This window comes from Bradyrhizobium ingae (assembly GCF_055791185.1).
This window is the reverse complement of sequence record NZ_JBVUBB010000021.1, coordinates 109,263-129,665: the sequence shown is the minus strand read 5'-3', so window position 1 is coordinate 129,665 and position 20,403 is coordinate 109,263. Positions and strand designations below refer to the sequence as shown.

Annotated in this window: 22 protein-coding genes; 15 read left to right on the top strand and 7 right to left on the bottom strand. The window is 61.1% G+C overall.

The features are described from left to right. The 6 genes from ACV1FX_RS26670 to ACV1FX_RS26645 all read right to left on the bottom strand — a co-directional run. A partial coding sequence (locus ACV1FX_RS26670; RefSeq protein ID WP_473120544.1) for a hypothetical protein occupies positions 1 to 187 on the bottom strand: 187 nt, incomplete at its 3' end. A gap of 25 nt (positions 188 to 212) precedes the next feature. Then, a complete protein-coding gene (locus ACV1FX_RS26665; RefSeq protein WP_473120543.1) occupies positions 213 to 1,007 on the bottom strand; it encodes a hypothetical protein in 795 nt (264 codons plus the stop codon). Next, positions 1,004 to 1,429: a hypothetical protein gene (locus ACV1FX_RS26660; protein WP_473120542.1), complete on the bottom strand. Its 426-nt coding sequence runs from the start codon at positions 1,427 to 1,429 to the stop codon at positions 1,004 to 1,006. Before ACV1FX_RS26660 ends, ACV1FX_RS26665 begins: the two co-directional genes overlap by 4 nt. Before the next feature lie 3 nt (positions 1,430 to 1,432). Further along, entirely contained in the window at positions 1,433 to 1,645 is a 213-nt protein-coding gene (locus tag ACV1FX_RS26655) for a helix-turn-helix transcriptional regulator (protein WP_473120541.1), read from the bottom strand. A 173-nt stretch (positions 1,646 to 1,818) separates the two neighbouring features. Continuing rightward, positions 1,819 to 3,084, bottom strand: a complete 1,266-nt coding sequence (locus ACV1FX_RS26650) for a tyrosine-type recombinase/integrase (RefSeq protein WP_473120540.1) — start codon at positions 3,082 to 3,084, stop codon at positions 1,819 to 1,821. Between the two features lie 244 nt (positions 3,085 to 3,328). After that, on the bottom strand, positions 3,329 to 3,472 hold the full coding sequence (locus ACV1FX_RS26645) for a hypothetical protein (protein WP_473120539.1): 144 nt from the start codon (positions 3,470 to 3,472) through the stop codon (positions 3,329 to 3,331). A 590-nt stretch (positions 3,473 to 4,062) separates the two neighbouring features. Here ACV1FX_RS26645 and ACV1FX_RS26640 point away from each other — a divergent pair. From ACV1FX_RS26640 to ACV1FX_RS26630, 3 genes are all read left to right on the top strand, one after another. Then, positions 4,063 to 4,449, top strand: coding sequence for a hypothetical protein (locus ACV1FX_RS26640; protein ID WP_473120538.1), 387 nt, complete (start codon positions 4,063 to 4,065; stop codon positions 4,447 to 4,449). Positions 4,450 to 4,526: 77 nt separating this feature from the next. After that, positions 4,527 to 4,904: a hypothetical protein gene (locus ACV1FX_RS26635; protein WP_473120537.1), complete on the top strand. Its 378-nt coding sequence runs from the start codon at positions 4,527 to 4,529 to the stop codon at positions 4,902 to 4,904. 374 nt (positions 4,905 to 5,278) lie between these two features. Next, positions 5,279 to 6,217 carry a catalase gene (locus tag ACV1FX_RS26630; RefSeq protein ID WP_473120536.1) on the top strand — a complete coding sequence of 313 codons (939 nt, stop codon included), beginning with the start codon at positions 5,279 to 5,281 and terminating at the stop codon, positions 6,215 to 6,217. Between the two features lie 30 nt (positions 6,218 to 6,247). Here ACV1FX_RS26630 and ACV1FX_RS26625 read toward each other — a convergent pair whose 3' ends face one another. Beyond that, positions 6,248 to 7,177 carry a helix-turn-helix domain-containing protein gene (locus ACV1FX_RS26625; RefSeq protein ID WP_473120549.1) on the bottom strand — a complete coding sequence of 310 codons (930 nt, stop codon included), beginning with the start codon at positions 7,175 to 7,177 and terminating at the stop codon, positions 6,248 to 6,250. A 420-nt stretch (positions 7,178 to 7,597) separates the two neighbouring features. Here ACV1FX_RS26625 and ACV1FX_RS26620 point away from each other — a divergent pair, with 420 nt between their 5' ends. The 12 genes from ACV1FX_RS26620 to ACV1FX_RS26565 all read left to right on the top strand — a co-directional run bounded on the left by ACV1FX_RS26620 (position 7,598) and on the right by ACV1FX_RS26565 (position 20,384). Further along, positions 7,598 to 8,248 carry a response regulator transcription factor gene (locus ACV1FX_RS26620; protein WP_473120535.1) on the top strand — a complete coding sequence of 217 codons (651 nt, stop codon included), beginning with the start codon at positions 7,598 to 7,600 and terminating at the stop codon, positions 8,246 to 8,248. 84 nt (positions 8,249 to 8,332) lie between these two features. Continuing rightward, a complete protein-coding gene (locus tag ACV1FX_RS26615; protein WP_473120534.1) occupies positions 8,333 to 8,743 on the top strand; it encodes a response regulator transcription factor in 411 nt (136 codons plus the stop codon). Next, positions 8,736 to 10,844, top strand: coding sequence for a PAS domain-containing sensor histidine kinase (locus ACV1FX_RS26610; RefSeq protein ID WP_473120533.1), 2,109 nt, complete (start codon positions 8,736 to 8,738; stop codon positions 10,842 to 10,844). Before ACV1FX_RS26615 ends, ACV1FX_RS26610 begins: the two co-directional genes overlap by 8 nt. Before the next feature lie 134 nt (positions 10,845 to 10,978). Then, entirely contained in the window at positions 10,979 to 11,926 is a 948-nt protein-coding gene (locus ACV1FX_RS26605) for a helix-turn-helix transcriptional regulator (protein ID WP_473120532.1), read from the top strand. Between the two features lie 46 nt (positions 11,927 to 11,972). Continuing rightward, positions 11,973 to 12,923 carry a helix-turn-helix transcriptional regulator gene (locus ACV1FX_RS26600; RefSeq protein WP_473120531.1) on the top strand — a complete coding sequence of 317 codons (951 nt, stop codon included), beginning with the start codon at positions 11,973 to 11,975 and terminating at the stop codon, positions 12,921 to 12,923. A 102-nt stretch (positions 12,924 to 13,025) separates the two neighbouring features. Then, on the top strand, positions 13,026 to 13,313 hold the full coding sequence (locus ACV1FX_RS26595; RefSeq protein WP_473120530.1) for a hypothetical protein: 288 nt from the start codon (positions 13,026 to 13,028) through the stop codon (positions 13,311 to 13,313). 117 nt (positions 13,314 to 13,430) lie between these two features. Beyond that, positions 13,431 to 14,636 (top strand): NAD(P)/FAD-dependent oxidoreductase, encoded by a 1,206-nt coding sequence (locus tag ACV1FX_RS26590; protein WP_473120529.1) that lies wholly within the window; start codon positions 13,431 to 13,433, stop codon positions 14,634 to 14,636. A gap of 78 nt (positions 14,637 to 14,714) precedes the next feature. Next, a complete protein-coding gene (locus ACV1FX_RS26585) occupies positions 14,715 to 15,512 on the top strand; it encodes an acetoacetate decarboxylase (protein WP_473120528.1) in 798 nt (265 codons plus the stop codon). 32 nt (positions 15,513 to 15,544) lie between these two features. Next, positions 15,545 to 16,720 carry a DUF3734 domain-containing protein gene (locus ACV1FX_RS26580; protein ID WP_473120527.1) on the top strand — a complete coding sequence of 392 codons (1,176 nt, stop codon included), beginning with the start codon at positions 15,545 to 15,547 and terminating at the stop codon, positions 16,718 to 16,720. Positions 16,721 to 16,753: 33 nt separating this feature from the next. Next, on the top strand, positions 16,754 to 17,902 hold the full coding sequence (locus ACV1FX_RS26575) for an HlyD family secretion protein (protein WP_473120526.1): 1,149 nt from the start codon (positions 16,754 to 16,756) through the stop codon (positions 17,900 to 17,902). A gap of 33 nt (positions 17,903 to 17,935) precedes the next feature. Next, positions 17,936 to 19,543, top strand: coding sequence for an MDR family MFS transporter (locus ACV1FX_RS26570; protein WP_473120525.1), 1,608 nt, complete (start codon positions 17,936 to 17,938; stop codon positions 19,541 to 19,543). A gap of 58 nt (positions 19,544 to 19,601) precedes the next feature. Beyond that, entirely contained in the window at positions 19,602 to 20,384 is a 783-nt protein-coding gene (locus ACV1FX_RS26565) for a 3-hydroxybutyrate dehydrogenase (protein ID WP_473120524.1), read from the top strand. Positions 20,385 to 20,403 lie beyond the last annotated feature (19 nt).

The window sequence follows — 20,403 nt, the reverse complement described above, 5'->3', positions numbered from 1 at the left end:
CCATGTCTGACAACATCGTGGTCACGGCGCGCGCAGCTGCCTCTCGCTCGGCCATCGCGCGATCGAAGGGCAGCAACGCTCGGCGGATCTCTTCCAAGCGATGCGCGATTTCCCGGCGCAGCTCGGGAGACGGCAGCGATTCGGCGACGGGATGTCCATCGATGTACTCGACGGAGTTCAGGATCACAGACACCGCATCATGAAACCGGCGGTCAGCCGGCCGGATTGGCGGTGAGTTCAAGGTCGAAGTCGGAACGGCTGGCGTTGTCATCGTGAAATTCCTGGGTGTTTGCGAAGAGGTTTTCAAATCCGACGTTGCGGGGCTGGCCGGATGATCGAGCCGGAGCCCCTCTCGTGTTTCTGATCCAATTGCGCCATGTCGCATCCCAGTCGAGCTTGACGCCGCGCTGACCGGGTTGGGCCTTCCAATAGTCATGGAATTTTTCGAACTCGCTTCGCCTCCGCTCAGCGCCCAAGAGCGCGTCGGCTATCGCGATGTCCTGCGGGCTCGGCGTCCAATCGTTCGGTAGTCGGGCGCCGCGCTTGCGCGCGCGTTCCCTCCCTGATTGGTTGATTGGTTGATTGGTTGGTTGGTTAGTTTCTTTATCTTTGCGTCGCTCGTCCGTCGGTTTCGCGGACGGGGGCGCGTCGATCTCAGCAACATCAGTGCGTCGCTGAGATTGATAACTGTCGTAATTGCAGATGGTTATGAGCGTCGCTTCGCGCGTCGCCGATACCAACACCGCCGCGTCGTCGGCGCGTCGTTTCAAGAAACGCCTCACACGCGGTTCGGACCACTGCCATTTCACGGCCAGAAACCTCAGCGCGACAACGCATTGACCGCGCTCTAGGTCAAAGAAGGCGCGTCCAATCCTAGCCCGCCGCGGCTCCCATGCAGCGCTGGAGATCAGCCACAACCATGCTTCACGCTCGGAGAACTTCTCCCGCGCAAAGCCTGGATGGTCCCAGATGCTGCGATCGACGGCGAAATATCCCCGATCGCTCACTCTGAGTCGGCACCTTTCGACGCGAGTGCGGACAAGGCGCCTGGCGCGCCAAGGAGGCCGCCAAGCGCAGGTTGGTCGTTTGTCGCAAACGGTGACGTCACGCTCGTCACATCGTGACGCGTCACGGGCGTCACGCTCGCCGTTTCAACGAGAGAGACGCCCCGCTCCGCGGCGAGCACGTCCAGATCATCTCCGGCCGCCTCGGCCACAGCCAGCGCGCCAGCCAGTAACCCGCGCAGATCCGCTACCCGATGCTCATGTCCGCGAATCCATTTTTCGATCGCGACGAGCTGGCCGATAACCGCGTCGGCGGGACGTAGCGATTGCTTTAGGAACCGAACTATATTATCCGAAGCGTTCGAAGCGCCAACTTCAACGATCTCCGGAGCCCCGCCATTGGCGGGGTTTTCCATTTCCGCCATGACTTACGCCACCTCGCGAACTTCGGAGGTCGAGCGTCGCTTCAGAGAAGCAAGCCACTCATCCAGATCATCGGGGTCATATCGAACCTCGCCCCCTCGCTTGATGAAGACCGGTCCATCGCCGGTGCACCGGAGCTTTTCCAAACGGCTTTTTGTGAAGCCGGTATATTCGGCAGCCCCCGCGGTATCGACGGGTGGTCTGTGCAGTTTAGACATTCAGAGCCTCTCTGTTGGGACATACCGAAAAGCCGAAGCTGACGGCGTGTCGTTGGAAACAATCGGAGGCTCACAGCAATTAACTGCGGAAACGTATTTTGGAATAGATTTGGTGTGGATAAGGAGGATAACTCCGAAACTTAAATGAGTGCACGGCGTGTGGACGAAGCAAGTCAACTTGCGCGAATTGGCACGACGTTTGCTGCGGGCGGATTGAGGATCATGTTGAGCATTCCGGCTAGCGCTTCAAATGCCAGGCGCTTTTCCTCGAGGTACTCGTATCGATCGTAAGTCTCCCGGACGCCGCCGATAACATGCCCCATGCAGCGCTCCGCGTGATCAGCGTCGACCTTGGCGCGGCTCATGAGGCTGCGCCCGGTGCGCCGCAAGTCGTGGAGTTGCCATTGCTTCATAGGTGCCCTGCCCTCCGCCTTCCGGATCTTTGCGACGATTCGATCCAGATCCCTCTTCGCCTTGCTGAAGCCGCTGAAGGGCTTTGCGCCGTCCGGCTGGCCGCCCGCGGTGGTGGTGGAGAAGACGTACCAGGAGTTCTTTTTGCAGCCGGCGGGCTTCTCCCCGATCAGCTCACGCAGCATCGGCGTGACGGGGATGACGTGATCCTGCTTGTTCTTGTATCGCGACGCTGGAATGATCCATAGGTCGCCCTCCAATTCGTCAGTGTGCATCCGCGACGATTCGTTGCGCCTAGTCGTGGCGAGCAACAGGGACTTCACGTAGCGGGGATAGCAGGCCGGCTGCTCGAATTGATCCAGAGCCGCCCAAACGTCCCTGATCTCATCATCAGCGAGCACCCGCTTGCGCGCCCGCTCTTTCGGCTTCGTCTTCGCCATACCGCGGACGATGGGCGACTTGAATTCATCATCCTGGACCATTTGCCAGTTGAACGCCTTGCGGACGTGCGCAAGCACGCGGTCAGCCATCACGGGGCCGCTCTCGGCCTTCACCTCATTGAGCATGGTCGTGATATCGCTGCGTTTGAGCTCGTAAATCGATTTCTGCCCAATGCGCGGCCGAACGTGGTTTTCAAATGCGGCCTTCACCTGGTCGCCGCTGCGTAGCCCCTCAACGTGATCCTTTTCGAAGGCATCCAGCACGGCATTGACAGTGTTGGAGGTTGCAAGCTTCTCCCGTCTCGCCTCATGGCGGGCACCCTGCAGCTCGCCTTGCGGGTCCTTTTTGTCGGCAACTTCCCCGGCCGCTTTTTTGGCGAGCTCACGCGCCTGGTCTGCCGTGATGTTCCCGTGCAGGCCGAGGCCAAGCCACCGCTGCTTGCCGGTGATTTTGTCGCGGTACCGATAGCCGTACGTGACCGCACCGCTATCGAGCCTTCGTGCGACGAAGCCCTTGACCTCCTTGTCGGCGAGCATCTCGCCCTTGGCCATCGCATCAACCTTCGTCTTGGTAATCTTGACTTGCATAGGGCTGCTCCCGTGCACACCAAATCATCATGGGGTCTTTGTGCACACACCATGCACACAGCGGAGCGCCAGCGCAAGGAAATTGCCGGAAAGGCGCGGCAATTCACCGAAAGCCTATTGTCGCAGTGTTTTTCGATCGTTATGCTAAAAACTCAACAACAATGGAGACTTACGACGTGCTCACGGCCATAACTTTTAATCACGGGGTCCTGGGTTCGAGCCCCAGCGCGCTCACCAAATAAAATCAGACACTTAAGACAAAAGGCCCCCAATCGAAAAAGCGATGCATGGGCACTGTATTGGCAACGGAGCTGCCGCGCTTGCAGTCGGTCAGCTCGGCGCGATAGTTGTTCGCCATGACCAGCAAGCTGGCGCGCTCCTCCGGCATGAGGCCGCCGTCCGCCAGATCCAGTCACAGCCGTTCGAACCACTTGCTGATGTCGCCCCATGGCCGCGGATCGGACTCCGGCGGCGAGTCCCGCGTCAAGTCCGCATGGGAGCTTCCGGGCTACTCCAAGACCACGCCTCATTTTGCCGCTCCTTCCCGGTGCAGTGGCTTTGCGCGTGGCGGCGCGTACAGGAAGGGACGGAAAATGGACTGAGTGCCGTAGGTCGACCACGTTGCTCATTGCCGGGCCTCCCGGCTGCGACGCGTCGGGTGCGCAGTCAAAAACTCCAGATCCCTGGCGATTGCGATCTCGATCCGCTCAGAGATGATATCTCAGTATTCGTGCTTTTCCGCCGCGAGCGAAGGCGCCTCCCGAGTCGCGGCGGGTCAAAGGCTCAGAGGTGTTCGTCCACCGCTTGGTGTATCGGGAGACAAACGCTAACGTCGGCCCATCTACATAACCACGACGGGCAGTAGACCAGCCGGCCCTTCGGCTGCCACGAATCGATAATTTGCTAGTCGATTGCCGCGGCGCTTTGATCGCGAGGTGCGTCCTCGCCGTCGGTACACGAAATGGGCGCATAGAAATCGTGTCCAGCAAAATCGGGCCAGTGATGCGTTACATCCCGCCGCTCTGCTTATTTCTATCCGGCTGCTCGTCGTTCTGGGCGACTACACCGGCGCCGCCCCCACCTGCAGTTCAGCCCATCGCCCCTCCCAGCCAGGCAGCCCTGCAAAAATGGAGCGGCGAGTTCGTAAAGCAAGCAAAACTGACGCCGCCCGTCGAAATATCAGCCACGCGAAGAACTGACCATGGACCGGGGGAGTACTTCATTTGTCTGCGCGAGACGGCTCCGCTATCCGGCAAACCACGCGACATTTATTCGCTGTTTTTCGATAATGACGACTACAAGGGTTCCAGGCAGTCCGTCATTTTGGAAAATTGCGAGCAGCAGCAATATTCTCGCGTAAACTGAGCGTGGAGCATCTCTATGCATTCACGTCGCGTTCAGGCTCTCAGCGGCAGTCTGCTTCCCTGTGTGGAGGTAGTCCGATGATTGTTACCGTTCTCGCAACTGCGCTAACCCTGAGCCAGGCGTTGCCGGCCGCTGATATGAAACCTTCAATCCGGCAGGTTCAATACGGCGTCCCCAGACACCCGCCGCCGTGCGGCAACGGCTGGGACGTCAGCGCCCGCGACGGCATGTGTTATCCGAACGGCTACTTGCCTCCGCAAGAACAGGAAGCGCTGCAAGGCTACTATCGCCGCGGTCGAGGCTACGGGTACGGCAGATATCCTGTCCCGTGCGGCAACGGCGCCGACGTCGATGTCCGAGACGGACAATGCTACCCGACCGGAACGGTGCCGCGTCGATTCCAGGAGGGACGTCAAGATTACTACTATGGAGGCCGCGGCTACTACCGAGACTGACCCCGCGTTTTTCGGATTGAACGAATCTATCTGTTCACAGGTTGGGCGTCGGCTGATCGAGGAACGGCATCGAGCCAACATTTTTAAACGTCGCGGGGCACTTCCGGGCGCTTCAGAAACACCGCCGATCGATAATTTGCGACGTACCGGCGTCGGCGCTCTGACGGCGGACACCGTCCGGTCACCGCCCGGTCAGGATCACTTTCAGCGACACGGGACGGGCTTTGCGCGGCGCCCCTGGTCTGTCGCGCGGGGTACCGGCCATGAGGTGCACGGCAACGCCACAGCATCGGCACTCTGGTTGGCAGCAATTGCTCTTCAATCGCATCAATCGCTCTGGCGTAGCGAAGCACAAGGTCCGCTAGACCGTTGTCGTGTCCACCTCAACGATCCAGTTCCCGGTCGACAGCGCCGCGCCTGCGACGATCGTCGACGCCCTGAAAGCAATAGCCGGTGCTTCGCCAAAGCTCCGCGCGAGCTTTGCCAAGGGCCAGTGTGTCCATGGTACCTATATCCCGTCGGATCGTGCGGAGGAGATTACGAAATCCCGGAGTTTCACAACACCATCACGGGTACTGGCGCGCTTCTCGGTCGGGGGCAGCAATCCGAGGATCGCGGATACCGACAAGCTCGTGCTGCGTGGCTTCAGTTTCAAACTCGGAACCGCAGATCATCGGTCCGACATCCTCACGCAGAGCGCTCCCGTGCATTATGCAAGGACGCTCGACCAGATGCTGGCGTTCCTCAACGCGAGCATTCCGGGATCGGACGGCAAGCCGGATATGGAGAAAATCAACGCAATATTTGCTGCCAATCCGGAAACGCTGCATCAGGCCAATTATTTCGCCGCGCATCCGCTGCCGGCGAGCTTTGCTGGAACGACCTACTGGGGCGTGCACGCCTTTCCCGCGACGAATTCGATGGACGAGACTCGCTTCATCAAGTTCAAGGTCGCGCCGGTCGGTGGAGACGTCAAGCTGACGGAGGACAAGGGCAAGGCGAACACCGTCGATTTCCTGCACGCAGATCTCGAACATCGGATCGCCGCAGGCGATGCTCGCTTCAGCGTGATGGCGCTGCTCGATCGTCCCGGGGATCCCACGATGGACGTGACCATCCGTTGGCCAGACGAAGACAGACGAGAGGCGCTGCGGCTGGGAACCATCGTCATCACAGCTATCGAGCCGAACGAAGCGTGCGACGCCACCTTCTTCGATCCGGCAAATCTCGCCGAAGGCATCGGTCATCCGCCTGACGAGATCTTCGCGGCGCGCAGCGCCGCCTATTCCATCTCGTTTGCGAAGCGTCGTTGATCAGGCGAGTCGCCGTCACATTGTCCCGGCTTATGCCCCGCCTTCGGAGACGCCAAGCGCGTCGCGGCGCCATGCCGCCGGACTGATGCCGACCTGGGCCGAAAACACTTTCGTGAAGTGACTTTGATTGGCAAATCCCGCCGATATCGCAATCTCGGACAGGGGCAAGTCACGCACGGCCATCAACTGCTTGGCCGCCTTCACGCGCTGGCGAAGCAGCCACTGGTGCGGCGGCAGGCCCGTCGAGATTCGAAATGCGCGTGAAAAATGGCTGACCGAGAGACCAAACTCCGCCGCGATCTGTTGCAGCGTTAGGGTTCCGCCGAGGTCCGAGTCGAGCTTTTCGCAGGCTCGCTTCACCTGCCATGGGGCAAGCCCGCCACGGGTCGGTCCGGCAATGTGCTGCAGCCCGCCATAGGCCTGGGCCACGTGCGCGATGAACGCGAGCATCATGTGATCGATGAAAAGTTGGTTGGCTTCAGCCGGCCGGCTCAGCCCTTCCAACATCAATGCCCCGATGTGACGCATGACCTTGTCGTCGTGGCCGAAGCCGAACTGACAGGCGAGATCACCAACACGCGGGGTTTGGGATTCCTTGGCGATGGCATCGAGCGCAGAACGCGGAAGATAAAACTGGAGGGAATGAAACGGCTTGTCGATGATAAAGCCCGGATCGCTCCTGAGGTCGTACAGATAGGTCGTGCCGGCTCTGACATCCGTCTTCGTAACGCACTTGCCGTGATCCCAGAGCTCGCAGCCCGGGTAATTGTGTAGCTTCAAGCTGACGAGATAAGCCTCATCGGCCACCGACCCGGAACGGCCTGGCACTGGGTTATTGTCCTGGGTTTCGGTGACCGCGAGGTCGACACCACGCATTGAACGCGTGATCAGCGAGGGCGGCGCATCCTTCAGGCGCAACTGCTGCCTGACCCTTTGTCCAAAGGTGCTCGCCTGTGCCATTTCGATCGGCCCGTCCATAAGTTTTGACCGGGACAGTTCATCGCACTGCAGCCCGCAAGATCGGCGGCATTATCCGGTATCGGAGTGCGGAGGTCCAGGTTCGCGGGCGGCGGGACTCGCGATTGTGATCATCGGCTCCCTCACTTGAGGAAAATCTATTTTTGCCAGTGATTTCAATATCCAGAGCGCGCGATTGCGACTTCGACCGAACCACCTGATCTGACGGGACGCCTGCCGCAGCCAATCACAAACTGTCGCGCGCGAGCGCTTTGAGCAGAATTGGGAAAAGCGGAACCGGTTTGGGAAAGACCCCGTAATTGTCCGGGCCTAGAACGCGCGCCGACAACCGCGCCGCTTAGGCGCATCGACGGCGACGAACGGACCTGCCCGCTGTTTGCCTTACCCTCACCGCGCTTTCGCATGAACACGACCGCCGACAATAAAGACCACCCGCTCGTCCTGATCGTGGACGATGACAAGGAGATACGGTCCGCGCTTCAAGAACTCCTGCTGTCGGTCGGAATCGACGCGTGCTGCTTTGCCTCGACGCAGGAGTTGTTGCACGCCGATGTACCAGAGCGCCCCGGCTGTCTGATCCTCGATGTGCGGATGCCGGGAGCCAGTGGCCTGGACCTCCAACAGCATCTCTCCTCGAAAGGCAGTACGCGGCCGATCATTTTCCTCACAGGTCATGGCGACATTCCCATGTCCGTGCAGGCCATTAAAGCAGGAGCCGTCGACTTCCTTACGAAGCCGGTCAGGGATCAGACGCTCCTCGACGCTGTTGGGACTGCCATCGAGAAAGACATCTCACACAGGAACGCGACCCGGCTCGTCAGGGACCATATCGACCGTTTCGCAAAGTTGACGCCGCGCGAGCGCGAAGTCCTGCGCGAAGTTGCAAAGGGACGTCTGAACAAACAGATCGCGTTCGAGCTGGGTATCAGCGAGATCACGGTAAAGCTGCACCGCGGCAACATGACGAAGAAGATGCAGGCAGCCACCGTTGGTGAACTCATTCGCATCTGGGAACTGTTGCCTGCGAAGATCCGAGAGGAAAGATCACCCTAGACCTAAGGATGGTTACAATCCCCGCCAGCAATGGGCCAGATGAGCAAATGGCCATTTGGGCCGTGCTAGCGAGAGTCATCCGTTTTGTCTAAGGCGCCCATAGTCGCAATCATAGATGACGATGAAGCTGTGCGCGAGGCTCTTTCCGATCTCCTTCTGGTGCAGGACCTATCATGTCGCACTTTCGATCGAGCGGAGGCCTTCATGGCAGAATACGTCCCGGGCAAATTCGGCTGCCTGATTACCGATGTAAGCATGCCGGGCCGTAGCGGCCTCGACCTGCTGCAACAACTGCGGAGCATCGACTCCTCGATACCGGTCATCATCGTCAGCGCCGACACGAGCCGGACGGCTCGATCGTGCGCAATGGCAGACGGCGCCCATGCATATCTGACTAAACCGATAAGCTCGGAAGAACTCCTTCGCCATCTACAGTCCGCCTTGAGCAAGGCGAGCCCTTCCACTCGCGGCGACAGGATGATCTCCAATGGTTAGCCCGCCTTACACAGCTCCGGCTGGCGAAGGTGAACACGCCTTTGCGTCTTCGTCGGGACTACAACTTTCGGACTTTGCCTCCGAAAGCGTGATCGTCAGCGATGCGCGAGGTGTCATTCAGTATTGGAACGCAGCCTCGGAAGCCCTTTATGGATGGCCGGCCATGGCCATGATTGGACAGAGTTACGAAGCGTTCTGCGCGCATGATGCCGACCACGTCCGCACGCTGCTGCGGGAAGGACGATGGGAGGGTGTGGTCCACCGGCGCAGTCTCGGCGCAACCACCATAGCGGTGGCGGTACGGCAGATTGTCAGGCGGGAAGCGACTGGCACCATTCTCGATCTGATCGAATTTGGGCGGAATGCAGGGGAGATATCACAACCGTCGACCATGCGCTTGGATGCCGAGTTGCAGGGCGCCCTCGCCGCTTGCTGGGAGCTCGGCACCTCGCCCGCGCGACGTCTACTCGATGCAATCGCCGAGCTCAGAGGTCGGGGCACAACTGTTCATATCGATCAGCATCCGGAGTGGGTTGAAGAGCTGTTGACGGCAACTCGGATCCTTGGGGTCAACGATCGCGCGGTGCGAATGTTCGGAGCACATGCCGGACGCGAACAGATGGTCGGCCAACGCCTTGGCGCATTCTGGCCGGCAGAAAGCCGTTCAGTACTCGCGACCCTGCTTGAAAGTGTGGCCAGCGATCGGGCGCGCGTCGAGACGCGCAAGATGGTCTTGAGCGGAGCCGTGCGCGATCCCGTCATCAGGGCCTGGCACGCTGCGGAGCCGAAGCCGTTCGGTACGGTATTTGTAACGATCAACGGCGCGCCAAACGATGATCGCAGTTCCTGGGAACTGCAGGCAAGCGAGGAGAGATATCGCAAACTGATTCAATATCTGCCGACCGCTCTCTGGCAAGTCGATTCCCGGCGAGCCGATGAGGTCTTCGATCAATTGAAGGCAAATGGCGTCCGCGATATCCGAGCCTATCTTGACGAAAATCCGGAGCTGGTCGAACACGCGAAGGATGTCGTGCACGTAACGGAAGTGAATCGAGATGCGATATCACTGTTTCGCGCCACCAATGGCGCCGACCTCGTAAAGCCCGTTCGTTACATTTTCGCCGCCGCACCCGGGCTCGCAAACCGCGTCATGGTTGCTCATTTCGAACGTCGACGCAACTTCATGGAACAGACGAAGATTCGCGCCTTCGACGGCACGATCATCGACGTCCTGTTCACTGTTACATATCCGGTGCCGCCCGAACAGCTCGATACGACCTTTATCACGATGCAGGATATCAGCGAACGGTTGAACGCGGAACGGCAGGTTCGAAAGCTGCAAGCCGACTTCACACATGCAGGACGCATCGCCACCCTCGGTGAACTGGCGACGTCAATTGCGCATGAGATCAACCAGCCGCTTACGGCGATCGTGACCAACGGTGAGACGAGCCTGAGATGGCTGGCGCGCGCCGATCAAAACATAGAAAAGGTCACCCAGCTCACGACCAGGATCGTATCGAACGCGCGCCGTGCGGGTGACATCATTCAGCGCATCCGAGGCATGGCGGCGAAGCAGGAGCCGGAGCGGCGTCTCATCGATTTCAACGAGGTGGTCGAAGAAGCTCTCCTCTTCAACCGCCACGACATCGATTCGAAGGCGATCGTCCTGTCGACGACATTTGACTCCGGTCTTCCCTTGGTGATGGGCGATCGGATTCAGCTGCAACAAGTGATGATCAACCTGCTTGTCAACAGCGTGCAGGCGATTGCGCAGTCGGGACAGCCGGCGCGGCGGATCGATATCCAGACTTCGATCGATGATGACGGTTCGATCGTCTTTTCCATCTTTGACAATGGACCCGGAATTGCCGCCTCGGATCTGGAGCACATCTTCGACCGCTTCTTCAGCACGAAGGAGTCGGGAATTGGCATCGGGCTTGCCATTTGCCAATCGATCATCGCGGCGCATGGCGGCCGCATTTCAGGTTCGAACCGCTCGAACGGTGGCGCTCATTTTCGCTTCACGCTGCCGGTAGCAACAGAACCCCACGTCGACCTATCCCAAGGTACAGGTCAACCTGTTTCCTTGAAACAATGAGCCTAGACCCGCCGCACGATACCGCCCTCGCCCGTTTGACATCAACATTGCGAGCATACCTGGGGCCACGGCTCCACGCCTACCGAACGGCCCTCGCAACGAACGCGGCGCATTTCTGACCAGAGGACAGGTCCATGAACAAGCCGATCTTGCACGATTCCCTTAGCGCCCCGGTTGCGGCGGGCATGCACCAAAGCGACGTGCCGGTCTCCGACCGGCGTGCCGCCGACGCAGAGATGGCGCGTGTGCTCCACACTACGCCGTTTCGCATGGCATTGGACGCCTCCGGTGCCGGGATCGCCCACTGGAAGCACGACCCATTGCACGACGTCGTCGAACCCATGAGCCACCACGTCATCATGGCCTACAACGGCGTGACACAGCACATGGAGCGGCGGTCGGGAAGATCGGTTGCGAGCGGCACGTTTCGTCCCGGGGTGGTGATCATCATTCCGGAGGGATCAAGCTCCCGATGGGACATTCCGAAACCGGTTGATGTCGTCCAGCTTTATCTTCCCCATGCAACGCTGAAGCGCGTTGCTGATGAAGCCGGGACCGGCACACCGACCGATCTCCTGGAGCGAACGGCGCATCCCGACCCCATTACATCCCGATTGCTCCTGAGCGCGGCCGGTGTGCTGGAGGGCAATCGGGCACTGGATGCGCTGTTCAGGCATCAGCTGACCAACCTCCTGGCCACGCGTCTGCTGGCCGCGCACACGAGCTCGCCAACGACGCTGCAGCCGGCCACGGGTGGGCTTTCGCCGAAGGTCCTGCTCCGTGCCATCGAACGCCTGCGTTCGGACAGCGATGCGGACGTCTCCCTCGATGCCCTGGCTTCCGATGCCGGCCTGTCGCGCTTCCACTTCTGCCGCGCTTTCAAAGAGAGCACTGGCCTTTCACCTCTCGCCTGGTTGCGGCAGCACCGGCTCGAGCGAGCGATGAACATGCTGCGCAACACCGACGCATCGATCGTGTCGGTGGCGGTGGAGCTTGGCTATGCCTCTCAGACGGCCTTCGCGGCGGCGTTCAGGCGGTTGACCGGCGAAACGCCGAGCGATTGGCGGCGACGCGTGCGTTAGACGAAGTCTCCTTGCAGTTAGGGAATCAGAACGCGAGGACAGCGCCATGAACAAGCCGATCCTGCATGATCCTTTGGAGGCTCTGCTCGCCGCACCCAGCGCCCGCCACAGCGACTCCCCGACCGCCGAGCGGCACCGTGCCGACATCGAGATGGCGCGCGTCCTCAAGACTGCTCCCCTCCAAATGGCTTCGGACCCTGCCAACGGCGCCATCGCGCATTGGAAGCACGGGGCTCTGCATGACGTGGTTCAGCCCATGACCGACCACGTCATCATGGCTTACCCCACAGGCGTTCAGCGTCTGGAGCGGCGCACCGGGAAATCGCTTGCAATCGGAACGGCGCGTTCGGGAGTTGTGACGATCATTCCGGCCGGTTCAAGCGCAAGATGGGATATCCCCGGCTTTGTCGATGTCATCCAGCTCTATCTTCCGCATGCGGCGCTCGAACGCGTTGCGCGCGATGCCAATGCGCCCGCTCCCGGCGAACTTCTGGAACGAACGGGACATCCCGATCCGGTCATAGCCGGCTTGCTGATGAGTGCGGCGGATGTGCTGGAGGGCAATGCGGCCCTGGACCACCTGTTCAGGCAGCAGCTGGCGGATCTCCTGGCCACGCGTATCCTGGCCGAGCACACCGGCCGGCCAACCACCTTCGAGCCCGTGACGGGCGGGCTGTCTCCGCATGCCCTGCGACGCGCGATCGAACGCCTGCGCTCGGACAGCGATACCGACGTGTCACTCGCTGCGCTCGCATCGGACGCCGGCCTCTCGCGCTTCCACTTCTGCCGTGCCTTCAAGGAAAGCACCGGGCTTTCTCCTCATGCCTGGCTGCGCCAGCAGCGGCTCGATCAAGCCATGAACATGCTTCGCGATACCGATACGTCGATCGCGTCGGTGGCTGCACAGCTTGGCTATGCTTCGCAAACCGCGTTCACCGCGGCGTTCAAGAAGCTGACCGGCGAAACGCCGAGCGATTGGCGACGGCGCATGCGGTAGCAGCAATCGCTATGCAGGTACCGCAATCGCGCTGGCGCAGTTGGGGCTTCGGTCCGGTAGATGATCAGGGTCCCCAACGCTCCCAATAGACGGAGACAAACGATGACCTCGAAGACCTTCGTCAGCCTCTTTGCAATCCCGCCTCGACGGAAGCTCGTCGCAACGACGATCGTATATGGGCTTTCGTTGGCCGTTCGCTTCACCTCCGCAACTGGCGAGGAGGTGGAGATTCCACCGCAGTCCCTGCACAGGACGAGCCCGGCGATGTCCATCGTAAGCAACGAAGATGCGCAGCTTCCCTACGCCAACTGGGGCGGCCCGAACGCCACCGAACCGATCTTCTTTCGTCGCCGCTGGGCGGCATCGATGCCGAGCTGCCCCTCCCCCTAAGACCTGACGATTTAGTTTCACGTCTCCGCGTCGTCGTCGACCACAACGAGCCGCTACTTGAGAGCGGCGGCGGCAACGCGCGTATGCCCCCGAAGATCAACCACAGGAGTAGATCACATGCGACTTGTCATCATCGGCGCCGGCTTCGCCGGCATGTACGCTGCACTTTCCGCCGCACGCCTTCGCGACATCCAGGGCGCTTCGCCGGAAGAACTCGAGATCGCGCTGGTTGCACCGGAGCCGACACTGGTGGTTCGCCCGCGGCTCTACGAGTCGAAGCCGGAAACCCTGACGGCGCCTTTGCTGGAAGTGCTCAAATCCATCGACGTTGTCTATGTGCAAGGCAGCGCCGAGACGGTCGACACCGAGTCCCGCATGCTGCAGGTTGCGACCGCCAAGGGAACGCGAAAGATGCTTTCCTATGACCGGCTGGTCGTCGCCACCGGCAGCCGGCTTTTCCGCCCGAACATTCCAGGCCTTGCCGAACACGCTTTCAGCGTTGACCAGCTCGACGAGGCTATAGCTCTCGATCGGCATCTGCACAGCCTGGCGGATCGGCCGGCGAGAAACGGGCGCGACACCGTCGTCGTTGCCGGCGGGGGCTTTACCGGCATCGAAGCGGCGACGGAGATGCCTGCGCGGCTTCGTGCGATCCTCGGCAAGGATGCCAAGCCGCGGGTGATCATCGTCGAGCGCAACGCTGCGATCGCTCCCGACATGGGCGCCGGCCCTCGTCCCGTCATCGAGGATGCGCTGCGCAAGCTCGGCGTAGAAACCCGGGTCGGCGCTGGCGTCACCTCACTCGATGAAGCCGGTGTCACGCTTTCAAATGGCGAACGCATCGAAGCTGAAACCATAGTCTGGGCGGCGGGCATTCGCGCCGCGCCACTGACTCAGCAGATCCCGGGGGAACGCGACAATGTCGGCCGGCTGCTGGTCGATCAGGATCTGCGCGTCAAATCGGTGCCTGGCGTTTTTGCCACGGGCGATGCGGCACGGGCAGCATGCGACGATGTTGGCAATTTCGCGCTGATGTCCTGCCAGCACGCCACCAGGATGGGCGCCTTCGCGGGCAACAATGCCGCCGCGGAGCTCTTGGGCGTCCCGACCAAGCCGTATCACCAGAAAGCCTACGTCACGTGTCTCGACCTCGGCGAGGCCGGTGCGCTCTTCACGCGAGGCTGGGAGCGGAAAGTCGAGATGGTTGGCGACGTTGCCAAGAAGACCAAGCACGAGATCAACACGGTGTGGATCTACCCGCCGCGGGCCGAGCGTGCCGCCGCACTGGCGTCGGCCGATCCGGAGCACGTCACCGAAGTCTGAGGGCCTCACAAGACAAAGCCGCGCTTCCCACCCGGAGGCGCGGCTCCCTCGCCATCGACCAAACTGGAGCCGACCCCGATGAAACACGAGACCGTACGCACCACAGCATTTGCCATGCCGTTGACGAACCCGGCTTTTCCGCCCGGCCCCTACCACTTCGTCAACCGCGAGTACTTCATCATCCAGTACCGGACGGATCTCGAGGCGCTGCGCCGGATCGTGCCGGCACCGCTCGAGCTGACCGAACCTGTGGTGAATTACGAGTTCATCCGCATGCCGGATTCAACGGGCTTTGGCGACTACACCGAAAGTGGCCAGGTCATCCCGGTATCCTATCAGGGGCGGGCCGGCAGTTTCACCCATCAGATGTTCCTGAATGATCATCCGCCCATCGCGGGCGGGCGCGAGCTGTGGGGCTTTCCCAAGAAACTCGCGCAACCCAAGCTCGCCGTCGAGATCGATACGCTGGTCGGCACCCTGAATTATGGCTCGGTTCGCATCGCAACCGGCACCATGGGTTACAAGCACCGCGCCCTCGACGCCGACGCCGAGGCCAGGAAGCTGACCGCACCCAATTTCCTGCTCAAGATCATCCCGCATGTCGACGGCTCCGCACGCATCTGCGAGCTGGTCCGCTACCACCTCGAAGACATCATCGTGAAGGGTGCATGGACGGGGCCGGCAGCGCTGGACCTGTATTCGCACGCCCTCGCCCCCGTCGCCGAATTGCCGGTGCTTCAAGTGCTGTCGGCCAAACATCTCGTGGCTGATTTGACGCTCGGGCTTGGCACCGTCGTCCACGACTACTTGTCGCCGGGCACGACCGCGCAACGCGAATCCAGGTCCGGGATTCTTTTCGAAGCCAACGCGGGCTGATCGGATCAGCCGCAATATCGGGAGTTTGCGAAATGCTCAAAGTGATGCGCGAGCCAATCAATTCCGTGCCGCAGGAATCCACGCCGCTGCCATATGACGTCGTCGCCCTGGTGCTGCAGGGCGGCGGAGCTCTGGGAGCCTATCAGGCCGGAGTCTATGAGGGCCTGCACGAGGCTGGTATCCGGCCGAACTGGTTGGCCGGCATTTCGATCGGCGCGCTTAACGCGGCGATCATTGCCGGATCGCCGGAAGACCAGCGCGTCGAGCGGCTGCGCGAGTTCTGGGAGACCATCTGTGCCTGTCCGGTGGGATGGCCCGCTGGCGAAGGGCTGGCCGACGCCCTGCCCTTCGCGTTCGACATGCGCTCGCTGCACAACGCTCTTGCCGCGATGAGGGCCTTATTCCATGGGCAGCCCGGCTTCTTCAAACCCCGATTCCCAGCGCCGTTCTGGTCGCCCTTTTCGGGCGATGCAGCAACCAGCTTCTACGATACCGCGCCATTGCAGCGGACGCTGGAGAAGCTCGTCGATTTCGATCGGATAAACTCTGGTGAAGTGCGTGTCAGCGTCGGCGCGGTCAACGTTCGTACCGGTAACCTCACCTACTTCGACACGACCGAACGCAAGCTGGGACCGAAGCATTTCATGGCTTCCGGCGCGTTGCCGCCGGGCTTCCCTGCCGTCGAGATCGACGGCGAACATTATTGGGATGGCGGCGTCGTCTGGAACACGCCTCTCTCACGCGTTCTATCCAGCGAGCCGCGCGACACGCTGACATTCCAGGTCGATCTCTGGTCGGCCAGGGGGCGTGTTCCCCACGACATGATGGAGGTGTCGAGCCGGCAGAAGGACATCCAATATTCGAGCCGCACACGCGCCATCACGGACCAGGCGCTGCGCATGCAGAAGATGCGTCAGGCGTTGCAGCGGACGATCCAGGCGTTGCCGGAACGCGCAAAGCAGGATCCGGAAATCCGCGCCATCACCGACATGGCTCGCCATCGCTCCTACAACATCATCCACCTGATCTACCAGTCGAAGATCTACGAGGGGCAGTCAAAGGACTACGAGTTCGGGCTGAGCGCGATGCGCGCGCATTGGCAAAGCGGTCTGGACGATATCCGCCGCACGCTGGCTGACCCACGTCGCCTGGACCCGCCGGCTCCCGAACTCGGCATCGTCACGCATGACGTCCACCGCCCCGATTGAGATCTGACGTCCTACCCGGCTTTGGAGAATACCATGTCGACCCTATCGTACGCTTCCGAACAAAAAACAAAAAACGGCATTCGTCCATCGCGTCAGGCGATCCGGCGCGCGGCGCTGGCATTCGCCGCCGCCCTCGGCGTCGCCGGCGCCGCTGCTTTCAGCCATTACTACGTCACCACCGGACGCTACCTGGAAACGACCGACGACGCCTACGTCAAAGCCGACTCCACGATCGTGGCGCCAAAGGTTTCCGGTTACATCGCCGAGGTGCTGGTCGCAGACAATGAACCGGTGAAGGCCGGCCAGGTACTGGCGCGCATCGACGATCGCGACTTCAAAACCGTGCTGAATCAGGCCAAGGCCGACGTTGCGGCCTCGGAAGCCGCGATCAAGAACCTCGACGCGCAGATCGAATTGCAGCAGCCGCTCATCCAGCAGCAAGCGGCCGAAGTCGACGCGACCGAAGCCAATCTGAAATTCGCGCAGCAGGAGCGTGCTCGCTACGACGAGCTCATGAAGTCAGGCTCGGGGACGATTCAACGCGCCCAGCAGACCGACGCTGCGCTGCGCTCGCAGACTGCACAGCTCCAGCAAAGCAAGGCAGGTTTGCTCGCAGCCAACAAGAAGGTCGAGGTGCTCTCCACCCAGCGCGCGCAAGCGGTCGCGCAACTCGACCGCGCACGCGCGGTCGAACACCAGGCTGCTCTGAACCTCTCCTACACCCAGATCAGGGCGCCCGTCGACGGCACGGTCGGCGCGCGGACACTTCGCGTCGGCCAGTATGTGCAGGCCGGCACGCAGCTGATGGCGGTGGTGCCTCTCGATCAGGTCTATGTCGTCGCCAATTTCAAGGAGACCCAGCTCACCCATGTGCGCAATGGCCAGCCGGTCGAGCTTCGCGTCGACAGCTTCCATTCGACCAGGCTGAAGGGCCACGTCGACAGCCTGTCCCCGGCGAGCGGCCTGGAGTTCGCGCTGCTCCCGCCTGACAATGCGACCGGCAACTTCACCAAGATCGTGCAGCGCGTGCCGGTGAAGATCGTGCTCGACGACCGGAGCCTGAGCGGTCTGTTGCGTCCCGGCATGTCGGCGGAGCCGACTGTCAACACGAAGTCGACCGTCATCGCCGAACGCAAGGACGGAAAGCACCTTGCTTCCCGTGGCGGCGGCCCCCGCAGCTGAACAACCATCAACCTCGGAAGCGAGGAAACTGTCATGACTACGCTGCAAACCACGATCGATGCCGTTCCCGCCGGCGAAGATCGGCTGCCTGCCACGCCAACCGTCTCAGCAAAAACCTGGCTCGCAGTGATCGGGTCCACGTTGGGTGCGTTCATGGCGGTGCTCAACATCCAGATCGTCAATGCCTCGCTTGCCGACATTCAGGGTGGGATCGGCGCGGGCATCGATGATGGCGGCTGGATCTCGACCTCCTACCTGATCGCAGAGATCGTGGTGATTCCGCTCAGCGGCTGGCTTGCCCAGGTGTTTTCGGTCCGCATCTATCTTCTCACCAACGCCTTCCTGTTCCTGGTGTTCTCGGCGGCCTGCGCGCTCGCGCAGAACCTGCCGCAGATGATCGCACTCCGCGCCATACAGGGTTTTACCGGCGGCGTGCTGATCCCCATGGCATTCACGCTCATCATCACCCTCTTGCCGAAGGCGAAGCAGCCGATCGGGCTTGCGATGTTCGCGATTTCCGCGACGTTCGCTCCGGCGATCGGTCCAACCATCGGGGGCTATCTCACCGAGAATTTCGGCTGGGAATACGTCTTCTACGTCAACATCGCGCCCGGTGCGGTCATGATCGCCATGCTGTTCTTCTCGCTGGAAGCGACGCCCATGAAGCTGTCGCAACTCGCGGAAGGCGATTGGGCCGGCATCATCACCATGGCGATCGGGCTGGCCGCTCTTCAGACCGTGCTGGAAGAGGGCAACAAGGACGACTGGTTCGGCTCACCTTTCATCGTCCGGCTGGCCGTGGTCGCTGCGATTGCGTTGGCGCTATTCCTCGCGATCGAGCTGACCACAAGGAAGCCATTGCTCAACCTGCGCATCCTGTTCCGCCGCAACTTCGGCTTCGGCGTGCTCGCCAATTTCCTGCTGGGCGTATCGCTGTATGGCTCCGTCTATATTCTGCCGGTATATCTGTCCCGTATCCAGGGCTACAATTCCGAGCAGATCGGAATGGTGCTGGCATGGACTGGCCTGCCGCAGCTCTTGCTGATCCCGCTGGTCCCCCGCCTGATGAAGCGATTCGATCCGCGCCTCGTCATCGGCATCGGCTTCGTGCTGTTCGGCGGCTCCAATTTCATGAACATCTACATGACCAATGACTATGCGGCCGATCAGCTTTTCTGGCCGAACGTCATCCGCGCGTTTGGTCAAGCCCTCGTCTTCGCGCCGCTCTCGGCGGTGGCAACCGCAGGAATCGAACAGGAGAATGCCGGGTCCGCATCGGCGTTGTTCAACATGATGCGCAATCTCGGCGGCGCGATCGGTATCGCGGCGCTGCAGACGTTGCTGACCAAACGCGAGCAATATCACTCCAACATACTCTCGCAGCAGGTCACGCTGTTTGAGCAGGCGACCCGTAGCCGGCTCGATCAGCTCACGCAGTATTTCATGAGCCATGGCGTGATCGACCGCGTCGATGCCGCTCACCGCGCCTACGTCGCGATCGGCAAGGTCATCCAGAAGCAGGCCTTCATCCTTGGCTTCAGCGACACCTTCTATCTGCTCGGCATCTCGCAGATCGTCGCCCTGACCGCGGCGCTGATGCTCACCAAGCCCGACCGCCTCGATGCCGGCGGCGCCCACTGAAGCCAAGGCGACAACCGCCGCCTGAATCCATTGTCTCAAACAGCGAAAGGAATTTTCCATGTTGAAGGGAAAGGTAGCAATCGTCACCGGATCGACCAGCGGCATCGGACTGGGCATCGCGAAAGAACTGGCCTCGCTCGGTGCCGACCTGGTGTTGAACGGCCTCGGGGATGCCGGGGAGATCGAGAAGATCCGCATCGGCATCGAACGTGAGCACAGCGTGCGCGTCGTCTACGACGGCGCCGATATGTCAAAGGGAGATGCTGTACGCGGGTTGATCGCGGCAACGATCGAGACGTTCGGACGCCTCGACATCCTCGTGAACAACGCGGGCATACAGTTTACCGCTCCGGTGGAGGAGTTTCCCGTCGCCAAATGGGATGCGATCCTCGACATCAACCTGTCCGCAGCGTTCCACGGCATTGCCGCGGCAGCGCCTCAGATGAAGAAGCAACGTTGGGGACGGATCGTCAATATCGCCTCCACGCACGGCCTCGTCGCGTCAACACACAAGGCCGCTTACGTTGCAGCCAAGCACGGACTGGTTGGCCTGACCAAGGTGGTCGGCCTGGAGACGGCCGGCAGCGGTGTCACTTGCAACGCAGTCTGTCCCGGTTGGGTGCGAACGCCCCTGGTCGAAAAGCAGATCAGCGACGTCGCTGCTCAAAAAGGTACAACTCAGAAGGAAGCAGCCAAGGAGCTTTTGGCCGAGAAGCAACCATCTCTGGATTTTGTTTCTCCCTCACAGCTTGGCGGCACCGTGGCTTTCCTCCGTTCGCCCGCGGCAGACCAGATCACTGGCACTGCAATCTCCGTCGATGGCGGCTGGACCGCACAGTAGCCAAGCGACCACCGCGGCG